The following is a 12,760-nucleotide window of genomic DNA, read 5'->3' as shown; positions in this document are numbered from 1 at the left end:
CCGGCGGCGGGGCCGGGGACGGTCCGGCGGCCACTCGGTGACGGATCAGCGGCGGGGATCACGCAGCCTCCCGATCCGCTCCCGGTCGAGTCGCAACTCGGTGCGGAGCATTCTGGTGAGCGGCCCGATCAGCTTGTGGGTCAGCTCGTCGACCTGCTCGTCCTTCAGCTTCCGGGCGTCGAAGCCGGACGTGGCGGCGTCGCCCTCGCGCGGCGCGGACGAACGGTCGCCGGAGGCGCCGGCGACCGCGCTGTAGGGGGCGGTGGCGCGTTCCAGCCTCCCCCGCCGCTCCCGCCGCTGCTCCGGCCACCGCCCCCGAAACCGGTCGCGTCGCCGGGCCCGCCACCAGCGCGCCCGACCACGAGGGGCGTCACCCGCGGCTCGGCGCGGCGGACCGGGGAAATGAGGCCGAATGCCGGCTCGGCCACCGCCGGGGTCGCGGGCATCCGCTGGACCGGCAGCACCAAGGGGGGCGCGGCCGCGGCGGCCACCAGCGGAACCGGCAGGCCGCGCCGGTACGGCTGCGGGGCGGCCGGCGCCGCAGACCCGACGCCGGCGCGCGTCGGCCGCTCCGCGGTGCGGGGCTCGGCCGCACCGCTGAAGGACGGACCGTCGGTGCTGCGTTGCACCGGCGCGAGGTCCTGGGGGATGTGACTCTGCGGGACGGCGTTCCACGGGACGGGGTGCCAGGGGACGACGGGCGGGGACGTCCCCTCGCCGGGGGCCAGCGCGGGGCGGGCGGCGAACAGGCCGGGCGCGTCGGGCAGCCCGAGGCCCATGGCGTCCGGCGGGAACACGGATCCCAGCGCCCCGGCCGGCGCCCCGGCGGCGAAGGACGGCAGTCCCGGGAAAGAGGACGCCGCGCCGTGGCGAGCCACCGCGTCCGTCCCTGCTGCGAGGGCGGTCCCCGGTCCGGGAGGGGCTGAGGAACCGGGCACGGCCAGCAGTCGCTGCACGGGGATGCCGGCCGGTGGCGCCGCACGGCCGGTATCGGGCGCGGCGGTACCGCCGGCCGGCCACCCGACGGGTCGGACGGGTCGGACGGGTCCGGACGTGCTGTCGCGCAGCGGAACCGTCCCCGTCCCGCCGGGCGGTCGCGAAACGGCGGCTGCCAGGAGTGGCTGGGGTCGCGTCATCGTGCGAGCCGGGGCCAACGGCCTTACGGGTATGGGCAGATGACGCGGCGCGGAGGGCTCCGCACCCGGCGGCCGATGCTCGAGATCGGACGCGCCAGGCATCGCATCTCGGGGCCAACTGGTCGGATCCGGCGCCGTGGCCGGGGCCGCCGGGTACCGGTCCGGACCGCTACCACCGTCGACCCGGCCGGACCGCCGCACCGGCACTACGGCCGGCGCCGCCTCGCCTCCGCCGGCGCCCGGGGCGGCCGGCGGGACCTGAGCGGACACCGCCGCGGACGGCGCGACCCGTACGACCGGAAGAGCGGGCGCACCGGGCACCGCGGCCGACCGCTGGACCGACACGGCGCCCACCGTGGGCATCCCTCCGCTTCCACCGACGCCGGGTTCGGCGACCGCCACCGGGCGGACGAAACCCACCAGCGGAACGTGCGGCGCAGCGGTCGCTGCGTCCATCCGGCCGCTGTCGACCGCCGTCGGGCCCGCCTGGCCGGCTGCGTCGCGCGAAGCCTCACGCACCGGGGCGGGGGTGGCCGGGGCCGAAGACGCCCTGGTCAAAGGGGTGTCGAGCGGCGATGAGGAGCCGGGCACGGGGGGGCCGGCGGGCGCTGAACGCTCCCCCGGTCCTGCCGGGGCCGCCGGGACCGCCGGGACCGCCGGGCTCGTCGGGCTCGTCGGGCTCGTCGGGCTCGTCGGGCTCGTCGGCGCGGGCGTCCCGGCCGCCTGTCGCTGCACGGGGAGGCTGCGGGACGAACCGGCTGCCTCCGAACCGCCCGCCTCCGAACTGGCTGCCGACCACGGCCCGGACGGGCCGAGGGGCGAGGACGATGCCGCGGACACCGAGGAGCCGGCGGTCCCGGCGGATCGGGTCCCGGGCGCGGACAGCGGCGTCGGGTCCGACCCGGTCGGGTGAGTCGCAGCCGGATGCCCCGACGGCGGAGCGCCCAACGGTCCCAGCAGCGCTGCTCTCTGCACCGCGGCCCCGCCGGAAGCGGAAGGAGAAGGGGAAGGTGGACGCGGCGGCCCGCCGGTGAGCGGGGTCGCGCCTGCGGGCGGGGCAGTCAGCGGAGCGCCGAGCAGGGGACGGCGGCGCGGCGGCGCGGCCCCTGCGGGCGCACTGCCGGCGCGGGCGGCGCCGGCCGGAGGCGGAGTCGCGGCCGTGGACGAGTTGGTGGACGAGTTGGTGGACGAGCGGGCGGAGGACCCGGTGCCGACGGCAGCGCCGGAGGGGAAGCCCCCCCGGCCCGGCGTCCGGAGCACCCTGGGTCGCCCCGTCGCCTGCGATCGGCACGCCCGGCCCCGACAGCCGACGTGCACGGGCAACGCGCCCCCTGCGGCGGAAGCAGGGGCGCCGGCGGCGGAGATGGGCGCCCCGAGACCGCGCGGCACCGGGGAAGCCGGATCGGCGGCGGCCGTTGGCCCATGTGCCTCCGTGCGGAGCGGCACTGCCGCGAGGGGCATCGGGCTCCCGGCACCCGCCACCCTGGCGGCCGGGCCCGGCAGTTCGGAGGTGCTCAGGGGCGCGGCGGCTCTCGCACCGGGGGAGATCGCGCCGGGCATCGCCGCGCCGATGGGCGGAGACGAGGGTGCGGGTGCGGGTGCTTGTCCGGGTGCTGCTGCCGGTGTCGGCGCGGGCCCGGCTGTCCGAGCCGACTCGGGCGCCGCGGGGAACGCTGGCCAGTCCGCTGGCGAGGTTCTCGGCGTAGGCCCTGAGGCGGCAGGGACGGGCGGCGAATCCGCTGCCGCTGTGGGGTGTTGGAGCTGGGCCGGCCCGGGCGCGGGCCGGGATGTCTCCGCCGTGGCCGGGTCGGCGGACGGCGTACCGCCGACGAGTCCGGTGGTACGCACCGGCTCTGCCGGCCCGGCGGGAGGATTACCTGCCCGCATGCTCGGGCGGGACACCGGTGTCGCGGCCGGAAGGACCCGCCGCTGGATCGCGGCCGGGGCGACCGACCGGGTCAGCGGGGCGGGCCGAGCCGCCCGCGGCCGTACCGGGGCGACCTGGGGGCCGGTCGCGCGAGCTGCCGAGACGGCGCGCTGGACGTCGGCCGCCTCAGCCGCCCCGACCGCCTCGTTCGCGGCGTTCCCCGCTTCCCGTGCTTCCGGCGCTTCCCCCGCTTCGGTCGCGACCGGAAGGGACAGCTCGGGTTCGCCGAGCCGCCCGGGGGCGGGCGCGGCCCCGGCGGCAGGCGTCAGGACGTCCCTGATCAGGCCGGTGGGAGCGCCGTCGAGGACGGCGTGCGACAGGGTTCCGCTGAAGGAGGGGTTCTGCCAGGTTGTCAGCGAGTGGGCGAAGTCCGGGGCGGCCACGGTGTGCCGGTCCGGTTGTGCCAGCACCCGCTGGATCGGCGGCAGGGCGGACCAGCCACGCCGCTCGTCCGGCGCGGCGGGCGTTCCGGCCGCGGGAACGGACCCAGGAACGGTCTGGTGAACGGTCTGGTGAACGGTCTGGTGAACGGTCTGGTGAACGGCCGCAGCCGGCGGGCCGCCCAGGTCCGTAGCCGAGGTACCCGAGGTACCCGCCGCGCCGGCAGCGCCGGCAGCGCCCGTACGCCCCCGCAGTCGGTCGAGGATTCCCATGGCCTGCGCCTGTCCTCTCACCGCTCGGCCGCGGCGCGGGTCACGAGCGCGGCGATCTGCCCGGCGTACCGACGGCGGTCATGGTGTTCGAGGTCCAGGATGTCCTCCAGGCTCCAGTGGAAGTGGTAGGCGATGTACGCGATCTCCTCGTGCATGCGGTCGGTCGCGTACGTCACGATTCCCCCAGGCGGCTCCCGCCGAGCTCGACCTCGAACGGCTGCTCGCAGTGCGGGCAGGTGACCCCGGCCCGGGTGTGGCCCTCGGCGTTGATCTGGCGGTAGAAGTCCTGCAGGAAGGCGAGGTCGGAGGCGAACATCTTCTCCACCACACCGTCGTGCACGTGCTCCACCGTGCCGAGCCGGGTGATCACCAGGCCGAGCAGCACCACCGACAAGAACGCCGGGTTCTCCCGCACCCGCCTGTCCTGCAGCGGGATCAGCTCGTCCCTGGCGGTCGCCAGCCGCATGACCCCGTCACGGTGCACGGTGCCGGAGCCGTCGACGTACCCGCGCGGCAGCTCGAAGGCGAATTCGGTCTGCAACCGCTGCCGGACGGCCGCCGGTTCGGGCGCGGGCGCGGATGCGGGTGCCGGTGCGGGCACCGGTGCGGCGGTCGGTCCCGCCGCACCGGCCGGGCCCGCCACGATCTCGTTCTCCGCGAAGACCGAGGCCTTGGCGGATGTTCCGCGGCGCATCACTCAGGTATCAGTTCTTCGTAGACGATGGTCGCCGTCTCGGTGAGGGCGTTCGCCTCGCCGGCCCGCACATCGCCGGGTACGACATTGCTGCACCAGGCGTTCGTCAGGTGGTACCGCTTCACCGGGTTCATCTGGGTGTCGTAGAAGATGACGGTGGCGTTCTTGCGGGCCGCGCCCATGTTGCCGTTCTGGGAGAGCTTGTGCCAGTCGCTGAAGGCCGTGCTCTGGGTGACGCCGTACACGACGGTCACCTCGCCGGCCTGCCGGCCACCGGGCATCTTCCGGATGACCGGCTGGCCGTTGGCCGAGTTCTGCTTCAACTCGATGACGTCCTGGGTGGACTTGTAGCCGCTGATCGACTGGAGGTACTCCAGGCCGACGCCGTCGATCTGGATACCGAAGTTGTGTGTGGTGAGCGACTCACCCGGCTGAAGACTCATGGGACTTGCTCTCTCTCCTCGTCACTGCTGATGCCGGCGCTTCTCGCACCCGGCCGTCGGGTCGGCGGCCGATCCGTCCGCGGAACTGCCCCGCTACTCGTCCAACTCGCCGCCGCCGCTGGAGAACTGGGCCAGCCGGAAGACCACGAACTCGGCCGGCTTCACCGGCGAGACACCGATCTCGCAGATCACCCGTCCGAGGTCCACCGACTCCGGCGGGTTGGTCTCGGCGTCGCACTTCACGTAGTAGGCGTCGTCCGGCGTACCGCCGAACAGGGCGCCGCTGCGCCATTCGGTCACCAGGAACGCCGAGATGTTCCGCCTGATCCGGGCCCACAGCGCCTGGTCGTTCGGCTCGAAGACCACCCACTGGGTGCCGATCAGGATCGACTCCTCGAGGTAGTTGAAGTACCGGCGGACGTTGAGGTAGCGCCAGGCCGGGTCGGAGGACAGGGTGCGGGCGCCCCAGATCCGGATGCCCCGGCCGGGGAAGGCCCGGATGCAGTTGATGCCCAGCGGGTTGAGCAGGTCGTGCTCCCCCCGGGTGATCTGCATCTCCAGGTCCACCGCGCCGCGGACCACCTCGTTGGCCGGGGCCTTGTGCACCCCGCGCTCGAAGTCGTTGCGTGCCCAGACGCCCGCGACATGGCCGCTGGGCGGGATCAACCGGGTCTGGCCGCCGGCCGGGTCGAAGACCTTGATCCAGGGGTAGTACAGCGCCGCGTACTTGGAGTCGTAGCCGGCGGTCTCCTGGCGCCAGACCTGGATCTGGCGGGCGTTGAGGCCGGGCGGCGGGTCGATGACGGCCAGCCGGTCGCCCATCAGCTCGCAGTGCGCGATCAGGCCGAGCTGCACGGCCTTCACGGCTTCCAGGTCGATGGCACCGCGCTGGTAGGCGGCCATCAGGTCCGGGACGGCGACCATCGAGATCTCGTCGACCGCTTCCAGGCCGCCGAAGCCGGTACGGTCCGCGGAGTCGCCGACGTACTCGCGGATGCCGACCTGATCGCCCTCGCGCACGGGGAGCGGCGACGAGGCGACCGGGGCCGCGAGCGCCACGGACTGGTTCTCCGGCCGGGCGAGTTGACCGGCCGGATTGGCCTCCAGCACGGTGATCAGCTTGGAGCGTTCCCTGACCTGCGTGACGACGTAGTTCCGGTTGGCCTTCTTGGCGGTCACGTCGAAGGTCTCGGCCACCTTCTCGCCGTCCTTGACGATCAGCCGGAAGCGGTCGGCCGGGCCCTCGCCCTCGGCGTCCGCGACCTCGACGCTGAGCCCGCCGCTGTCGCCGGGCGCGATCGCCGACACGGTGAACGCGCCGAGCTGCTTCGCCTCCCCGGCGGGCAGCTCGCCCGGCGCCGTGTTGCGACCGGCCGTCACGGCGGCCGGGTCCTGGTCCTCGCTGCCCGCCACCCCGCCCGGCGCGCCGCCGACCCGGACGACGAACGCCGAGGAGCCGCCGTTGTTGAAGAAACCGTAGACGGAATGGGCCAGGAAGTACCCGTCGGTGAAGTCACCGAAGGACGCGACGTACTGGGACCAGTTGGTCACCAACGTCGGCTCGTTGAGCGGTCCCTTCGGGGCGAGGCCGACAAAGGCGGCCACCGAGGTGCCCACTCCCTCGATGGGACGCGCACCGCTGGCCACCTCCTCGACGTATACGCCAGGTGACAAGTACGACGGCATGCGCTGCTCTCCTCGGGGTACGAGACAGGACTGGTTCAACATGTCGGGTCGGCCCCCGGCAACGAAACGTCCTCAGGTACCTGACCGGGGGCAGTGCCGATTCCGGTCCCGCGCCCGAAAGGGCAACCCTTTCGCCGCCGGACGGCCGGGCGACGGCCGAACTCCGATGCCCGGCCGACGACTTCACCGCGCGGCCGGCGGCCGCCCCGCAGCTCGACCGGGTTCGCGCCCATCGCTCTGCGGCTCGACTCCCCTGCGTATCCGATGGCCGCCCCCGCTGCCGAGGGGCGCGGGGGCACGGTGACTGCCCGATGGGGCAACTCCCCCTGATCCGCGCTACGGACACGGGCGCGGCTCCGGCCGCTGGAGCCGCCGCGTGGTCAACGCGGCCAGCAGCGGTTCGCCGGAGCCGGGGCGGCCCCGAAATCGCCGGACCGGCGGGGGACTTGGGCGCTGCGGACCGAAAGGCGAGTTCACGTTGATGAACAACGGTCACGCACCTGAAATTTTGCCGTCCATCGTCTTGTCAATGAGCACGCCTCCCCCGAGGTTGGGTCTGTGAAAACCCCTGGGACCAAACGACACTTCAGCCGCACCCGCATCGCCACCCTCGCGGTGGCCGCCGCCGTCGGAGCCACACTGATCGGCTCCGGCCCGGTCCACGCCGCCACCACCGGGCCCGACGGCAGCACGTCGGCCGGCCGCACGCCGGCGCCCGGCCTGCCGATCACCGTGCACCCGGACCGACTCGGCAACGAGCTGAACCCCGGGTTCGTCGGCCTGTCCTTCGGGGCAGCCACCGTCGCCCAGGACAGCTACGCGAACACGGACTTCGGCGGCTACCTGCGGACGCTCGGCCGTAACGGCGTGATCCGGGTCGGCGGCAACTCCGGCGACGCCACCTTCTGGACCTCCACCGGTGAGACGGCGCCCGCGTGGGCGACCAGTGGGACGATCACCCCGGACAAGCTGCGGCACCTCGCCACCATCGTGCGGGGGGCCGGCTGGAAGATGATCCTCGCCGTCAACCTCAAGCACCCGGACCCGGCCAGGGCCGCGGACGAGGCGACGTACGCCCGGCGGATCTTCGGCCGCTCGCTGCTCGCGATCGAGATCGGCAACGAGCCGAACTTCTACTACAGCGACCCCGCCGCCTACTACACCGACTTCGAATCCGACGTCGCCGCGATCCGGCAGGCCGTGCCCGGCGTGGGCATCACCGGCCCCGACGCCGAGACCAACCACAGCTCGTGGCTCGGCGGATTCGCCGCCCTCGAAGCCGGCCACCCAGACGTCACCGAGATCTCCGACCACACCTACCCGGCGAGCGTCTGCGGCACCTCGACCGCGAGCATTCCGGAACTGCTGGGCACCGGATCGGTGCAGTACGAGACCGCCAACGCCCAGGCGGCGCTCAGCGCGGCCGCGCAGTTGGGCGTCCCGGCGGCGATGACCGAGACCAACTCGGTGGTCTGCGCCGGAGCCCCCGGGGTCAGCGACGCTTTCGCCTCGGCGCTGTGGGCGCTGGACTACAGCCTGCTGATCGCGCAGCAGGGCATCGTCAACGCCGACTTCATGGACGGCACGAACGCCGCAGGGTGCGACCCGTACTCCCCGCTCTGCCCGGGGACCGGCGACCTGACCGCCGAGCCGATCTACTACGGCATGCTCGCGACCGAACTCGTGGGCACCGGCCGCTTCGCCGCGCTGGACAACCCCGACGCGGCCGACGTGCGCGCCTACGCGGTGCGGCACGGCCACCGCCTGACCGTCGTACTCGACAACGTCCAGGACCCGGCGACCAACGCCGCGCGCCCCGTCACCCTCAACCTGGGCGGCGCTTTCCGCACCGGCCGGCTCACCTCACTGACCACCTCGTCCCCGGCGGGCCTGTCCGCGACCACCGGCATCACCCTCGGCGGACACCAGGTCGGCCCGCACGGCGCCTACTTGCCGCCGCGTTCCACGCCCGTCGCCGTCCACCACCGGACCGCGACCGTCACGGTGCCCGCGGGCAGCGCCGCCATCATCCAGTTCGACTGACACGTCCGTCGTGCGTATCGCCACAGGGGCACCCGGCCACCACAGCGCGCGCCCGCCCCGGCGCCATTGACCTCAAGTTCCGCTCAGAACAGGGTTGGCGGTCCTCTGCGGGACGCACACTGCGAGTAAGAGGTAGGCACGGACACGGGAAACGGGGCGGGACCATGAAGGACTGGCTTTCGAGGAAGGGCAGCCGGCTGCTGGACATGATGTCGCAGCGGCGGCGGCTGGCGAAGTACGCGGATCCCGAGGCGCACCGCCGGGGCGCACCGGATCGGGACTCGCTGCTGCCCTCCAACCACACGCGGACGGTGACGCCGCCGATGGGGCCGTTCGGCAACTGAGGTCGGCGGCGAGTCGGTGCGCCGGCCCGGTGGTCGGCGCACCTGCCCGCGCGGCGGATCGCCGGCGTCACCGCAGGGTCCGGGGATCCCCGGCCACGGGCCGGCGTCGGCGGGACGGCCGGCGGTCGTCGGTCGTCGGTCGGCAGGCGGGTTCTGTCGGCTGCCGGGCGGGTCGTCGGGGCGCGCGGTGGTCTACCCCTGCTTGCGCCGGGTCCACTTCCGCAGCAGCGAGGCCCACCGCTTGGCCGGATCACCCGCCGCACCCGACGTCCTTCTCGCGGCGAGGTTCTCCCGCGCGCGGCGCACGACCGCGGGATCGACGCCCGGGCAGACCAGCACGACCCGTGCGAGCGGGTCGTGCAGCTCGGTGGGCCGCTTCCCGACGGCCTCGGCGGCGTGCAGGTATCGCTCGGCAAGGGCCTGCGCGATCTCCGCGCGCTGTTCGGGATCGCGCCAGGCCGCGACGCACAGGGCGAAGGCGGCCGCGTCGACGGTCCAGTCCTCGGGCCCGAACAGCAGCCGCAGCAGCAGGGTGCGCCGGGCGGAGTCGGCCCACGGCTGGGCCGGCCGGTGGTGCAGGATGCCGAGACACACCCACACCTGGGCGAACCGATGCCAGTACAGCGGGTATTCGCGTTGGGCCGCCACCCAGGCCGCTTCCCGTGGCCCGGGCATATGGGCGAGCAGCCCCAGCAGATCGGCGGAGTCCAACTCGGCGAAGGCGGCTGCCTGGTCGTAGGCGACCAGTGGGTCGGCCCAGATGCCGACCGCGACCCGGTGGAGCAGTTCGACGGCCTCCGGCGAGGGGGCAGCGACGGTCGCGGCGGCATCGGTGCCGCGGTAGGTCCACAGCGGTGGACCGAAGTCCGTCCTGACGGGCCGGCGCGAGTCCGGTACGGGTTCGTGCAGCACCGTGATCGTGGCCTGGGGGAAACGCGCGCGATGGATGGTCATCGGGGTCGGTGCCTCGAGGGACGTCGCCTGCGACCTGACCCGGGTGACCCTTCCCTGGCCCGACTCCTCGATCCCGGCCAGGTATCCGAAACTCTGGCAGACCGCCTCGGTGGGCGGCGGAACGGGCTGGAGCCAGATCGCTCCCTCGCAGGCCCGCGCCAGGCAGGTACGGAGGTAGCCCACCTCCGGGTGTGCCACGGCGAGATCGACAAGCTCCGTCAACTCGCCGATGTCACCCACCTCATGGGCCTGCCGGCCGGCACGGTAGCGGGCCGCGAGAACCGCTGCCCGCGGCTTGGGCCCCGAGGGGTCGGTCGCTGCGGCGCACTCGGCCCAGCGCAGCGACTGCCCGAAGTCCCCCCGGCCGTAGGTGATGTCCACGAGGTCGAGCAGGAGAGCGGCGTTCTCGGGCGGCAGCGCGGCGGCGCGCCGCCACGCGTTGATCGCTCGTTCCGGCCGTCCGCCGGCCCGGTGGGCGCACCCCAGCATGATCAGGGTGGACTGCGTCGCGCGACCCGTGGATCGCCTTTCACGTTTCTCGGCCGCCACGCACCACGCGATCGCCTCCTGGTACGCCCCGAGTCGTCGGCCCAGCGCGGAAAGAGCGCACAGGCAGGCGGCGTCGACGTCCGGCCGAGTCGCGGCTTTGCGGGCCAGTGCCAGCCACGGGGCCAGCGCCCGCGCCGTCTCGGGTGGCACCGGATCGTCGACGGCCTGCCAGATCGTGCTCACCGCCCTGCCGATCGATATCAGCGGCAGGGAGCCGGCCAACTCCGCGCTGAACCAGGGCGCCGCGGCCCATGGCCTGTCGGGATGAGCGGCGACCACGGACCCGAGCAGTTCGACCGCGTCGGACACCCGGCCCTCGGCGGCCGTCAGCGCGACGATCGCCGCGGCGTTCCCGGGGAAGACCGCGGTGTCGTCGCCCTTGAAGAGTGCGCGCGCGGCGAGGGGTGACGCGGCGGCCTCAGCGATGTCACCGAGCGCGGTGTACGCGGATTCCAGCGCCGGATCATGGAACAGCGCCCGACCGAGGTGAAGAGCGGCGTCCCGGAGCCGACCGCTCCGCACGCTCTCCCGGCAGGCCGCCAACTCGCCCTCGGCCCGCCGACGGTCGGAGCCGCCGCCCGGGCCGGCATCCGCGCTCGCTGTCATCCCGCTCCCATCACCCCCGTCGCCCCACCTGATCAAGGGCGACCGCGAGCGGGGAGCATACCGGTCCGTTGTGCTGAAGACCCGGCCTGGTCAGGGGCGGCCGCGCTGTCCGCGCCGCGTGGCGCGTACCGGCGGCGCAACGAGCAACGATTCCCCCAGCTTCCAGGGTGCCGGGGGTACGTCGGCAGGGGAGAATCAGTGGGACGGCACCTTGCCGGGCGGACGCACCGCCCGACACGATCAGGGCTGGGTCGGTCGAAGGGGCAGAAGGGGGAGGTGGCGCGATGCGCCTGGCGAATGTGGGCAGGTCCTTGCTCTTCGCAGCCGCGTTGGTCGCTGCGGGCGCCTGGACGGACGGCGTGCACCTGATCGGGCTGCTGGTCCTGGGGCTGGCCGCTTTCCCCGCCGGGCTGGCGGTCTTCGAGGGCGGCGACTGGTGGATCAGGCACCGAGGCGGCGAGGGCACGGGCCGGAGCTAACCGATTCCGGTGAGCCTGCCAGGAGTTCGGTCGGCCCGAGCATTCGCGGCTCCCACCGCCCGTCAGGGAGGCTCTTGACCCTCACGTGGCGTCAGGCTCCATAGTCGGTGCCGTGGAGGATCACTGGACCGTGGGACGCGTGGCCGAGCTGGCCGAGGTGAGCGTCCGCACGCTGCATCACTACGACGAGATCGGGCTCGTTCGGCCGTCGGCGCGGACCGCGGCCGGGTACCGGGCCTACGCGGCGGGTGACGTGGAGCGGCTGCGCGAGGTGCTGGCCTATCGGCGGTTGGGCTTCGGGCTGCGGGAGGTCGCGGAACTGGTCGGCGACCCGTCCACCGACGCGGTCGCGCGGCTGCGCCGGCTGCGCGGCCTGCTGCTGGAGCGGCGTGATCGCGCCGACGCCATGGTGACGGCCATCGACAGGGAACTCCAGGCACGGGCGAAGGGACGAGAAGTGACACCGGAGGAGCAACTGAAGATGCTCGGTGCGCGCCTGTACGACGCGATCGGCAGCGCCTACACCGCGACACGGCGTACGGAGCCGCGGATCGCCGCGCAGATCTGGGAGGCGCTCGGGGACGCGCAGACGGTGCTGAACGTCGGCGCCGGCACCGGCTCCTACGAGCCGGCTGATCGCGAGGTCACCGCGGTGGAGCCGTCGGCGGTCATGCGGGGGCAGCGGCCGGCCGGCTCGGCGCCGTGCGTGGCCGCCATGGCGGAGAGTCTGCCGTTCGAGGACCGCTCCTTCGACGTGGCGATGGCCGTTTCCACCGTTCACCACTGGGGGGACCCGATAGCGGGGCTGCGGGAGATGCGGAGGGTGGCCCGCCGCGTGGTGGTGCTCACGTTCGACACCGACGAGCCCGGATGGCAGCACCGGTTCTGGCTCACCCGCGACTACCTGCCGGAGTTCGCCGCCGTCCTCGCGGACTTTCCGTCGCTTGCCGGGATGGCCGACGCGATCGGTGCCCGCGCCGAGCCGGTGCCCGTCCCGTGGGACTGCGCGGACGGGTTGTTCGAGGCGTACTGGCGCCGGCCGGGGGCGTATCTGGAGGATCGGGTGCGCCGTGCGATCTCGGTGTGGACGAGGGTCGGGCCGGAGGCCGGGCAGCGCGCGGTACGGAGCCTCGGCGACGACCTCGACTCCGGCCGGTGGGGTGAGCGCAACAGCAAGCTGGCCGACCTCGACGCGGCAGATCTCGGCCTCCGCCTGCTGGTGGCGTGAACCGCCTCGCGCCATCGG

11 protein-coding genes are annotated in these 12,760 nt (G+C 73.8%); 6 read left to right on the top strand and 5 right to left on the bottom strand.

All coding sequences use genetic code 11. The features are described from left to right. Nucleotides 1-115: 115 nt before the first annotated feature. On the top strand, nucleotides 116-256 hold the full coding sequence (locus GA0115240_RS37030) for a hypothetical protein (RefSeq protein WP_161302314.1): 141 nt from the start codon (nucleotides 116-118) through the stop codon (nucleotides 254-256). A gap of 146 nt (nucleotides 257-402) precedes the next feature. Then, complete coding sequence (locus GA0115240_RS37025) at nucleotides 403-654, top strand: hypothetical protein (protein ID WP_161302312.1); 252 nt, start codon at nucleotides 403-405, stop codon at nucleotides 652-654. A gap of 3,079 nt (nucleotides 655-3,733) precedes the next feature. On the opposite strand, the gene GA0115240_RS37020 is transcribed toward GA0115240_RS37025, so the two are convergent. The 4 genes from GA0115240_RS37020 to GA0115240_RS19980 form a co-directional block, all read right to left on the bottom strand. Then, a complete protein-coding gene (locus GA0115240_RS37020) occupies nucleotides 3,734-3,892 on the bottom strand; it encodes a DUF6760 family protein (RefSeq protein ID WP_093738137.1) in 159 nt (52 codons plus the stop codon). After that, entirely contained in the window at nucleotides 3,889-4,410 is a 522-nt protein-coding gene (locus GA0115240_RS19990; RefSeq protein ID WP_093738135.1) for a hypothetical protein, read from the bottom strand. The genes GA0115240_RS37020 and GA0115240_RS19990 overlap by 4 nt, the downstream gene beginning before the upstream one ends. After that, nucleotides 4,410-4,853 (bottom strand): phage tail protein, encoded by a 444-nt coding sequence (locus GA0115240_RS19985; RefSeq protein ID WP_093738133.1) that lies wholly within the window; start codon nucleotides 4,851-4,853, stop codon nucleotides 4,410-4,412. The genes GA0115240_RS19990 and GA0115240_RS19985 overlap by 1 nt, the downstream gene beginning before the upstream one ends. Nucleotides 4,854-4,946: 93 nt before the next feature. Next, on the bottom strand, nucleotides 4,947-6,539 hold the full coding sequence (locus GA0115240_RS19980) for a phage tail sheath family protein (protein WP_093738131.1): 1,593 nt from the start codon (nucleotides 6,537-6,539) through the stop codon (nucleotides 4,947-4,949). A 558-nt stretch (nucleotides 6,540-7,097) separates the two neighbouring features. Here GA0115240_RS19980 and GA0115240_RS19975 point away from each other — a divergent pair. Together GA0115240_RS19975 and GA0115240_RS19970 are read left to right on the top strand one after the other, a co-directional pair. Next, on the top strand, nucleotides 7,098-8,582 hold the full coding sequence (locus GA0115240_RS19975) for a glycosyl hydrolase family 79 C-terminal domain-containing protein (protein WP_093738129.1): 1,485 nt from the start codon (nucleotides 7,098-7,100) through the stop codon (nucleotides 8,580-8,582). Between the two features lie 164 nt (nucleotides 8,583-8,746). After that, nucleotides 8,747-8,926, top strand: coding sequence for a hypothetical protein (locus GA0115240_RS19970; RefSeq protein WP_093738127.1), 180 nt, complete (start codon nucleotides 8,747-8,749; stop codon nucleotides 8,924-8,926). 192 nt (nucleotides 8,927-9,118) lie between these two features. Here GA0115240_RS19970 and GA0115240_RS19965 read toward each other — a convergent pair whose 3' ends face one another. Further along, on the bottom strand, nucleotides 9,119-11,035 hold the full coding sequence (locus GA0115240_RS19965) for a tetratricopeptide repeat protein (protein ID WP_093738125.1): 1,917 nt from the start codon (nucleotides 11,033-11,035) through the stop codon (nucleotides 9,119-9,121). Between the two features lie 284 nt (nucleotides 11,036-11,319). Between GA0115240_RS19965 and GA0115240_RS19960 the strand changes: the two genes are divergently transcribed. Both GA0115240_RS19960 and GA0115240_RS19955 read left to right on the top strand, forming a co-directional pair. Then, nucleotides 11,320-11,514, top strand: coding sequence for a hypothetical protein (locus tag GA0115240_RS19960; RefSeq protein ID WP_093738123.1), 195 nt, complete (start codon nucleotides 11,320-11,322; stop codon nucleotides 11,512-11,514). A 130-nt stretch (nucleotides 11,515-11,644) separates the two neighbouring features. Then, nucleotides 11,645-12,742 (top strand): MerR family transcriptional regulator, encoded by a 1,098-nt coding sequence (locus GA0115240_RS19955; RefSeq protein ID WP_161302327.1) that lies wholly within the window; start codon nucleotides 11,645-11,647, stop codon nucleotides 12,740-12,742. Nucleotides 12,743-12,760: the final 18 nt, after the last annotated feature.

The sequence above is a fragment of the Streptomyces sp. DvalAA-14 genome, assembly GCF_900091855.1.
Classification (GTDB): domain Bacteria; phylum Actinomycetota; class Actinomycetes; order Streptomycetales; family Streptomycetaceae; genus Actinacidiphila.
Note: the sequence above shows the minus strand (reverse complement) of the source record. Positions and strands in the feature narration are given on the sequence as shown.

Coding starts and splice junctions, on each gene's coding strand:
- GA0115240_RS37025 (WP_161302312.1), top strand. CDS start 403: ATGAGGCCGAATGCCGGCTCGGCCACCGCCGGGGTCGCGGGCATCCGC.
- GA0115240_RS19980 (WP_093738131.1), bottom strand. CDS start 6,539: ATGCCGTCGTACTTGTCACCTGGCGTATACGTCGAGGAGGTGGCCAGC.
- GA0115240_RS19965 (WP_093738125.1), bottom strand. CDS start 11,035: ATGACAGCGAGCGCGGATGCCGGCCCGGGCGGCGGCTCCGACCGTCGG.
- GA0115240_RS19960 (WP_093738123.1), top strand. CDS start 11,320: ATGCGCCTGGCGAATGTGGGCAGGTCCTTGCTCTTCGCAGCCGCGTTG.
- GA0115240_RS19985 (WP_093738133.1), bottom strand. CDS start 4,853: ATGAGTCTTCAGCCGGGTGAGTCGCTCACCACACACAACTTCGGTATC.
- GA0115240_RS19990 (WP_093738135.1), bottom strand. CDS start 4,410: ATGCGCCGCGGAACATCCGCCAAGGCCTCGGTCTTCGCGGAGAACGAG.
- GA0115240_RS19970 (WP_093738127.1), top strand. CDS start 8,747: ATGAAGGACTGGCTTTCGAGGAAGGGCAGCCGGCTGCTGGACATGATG.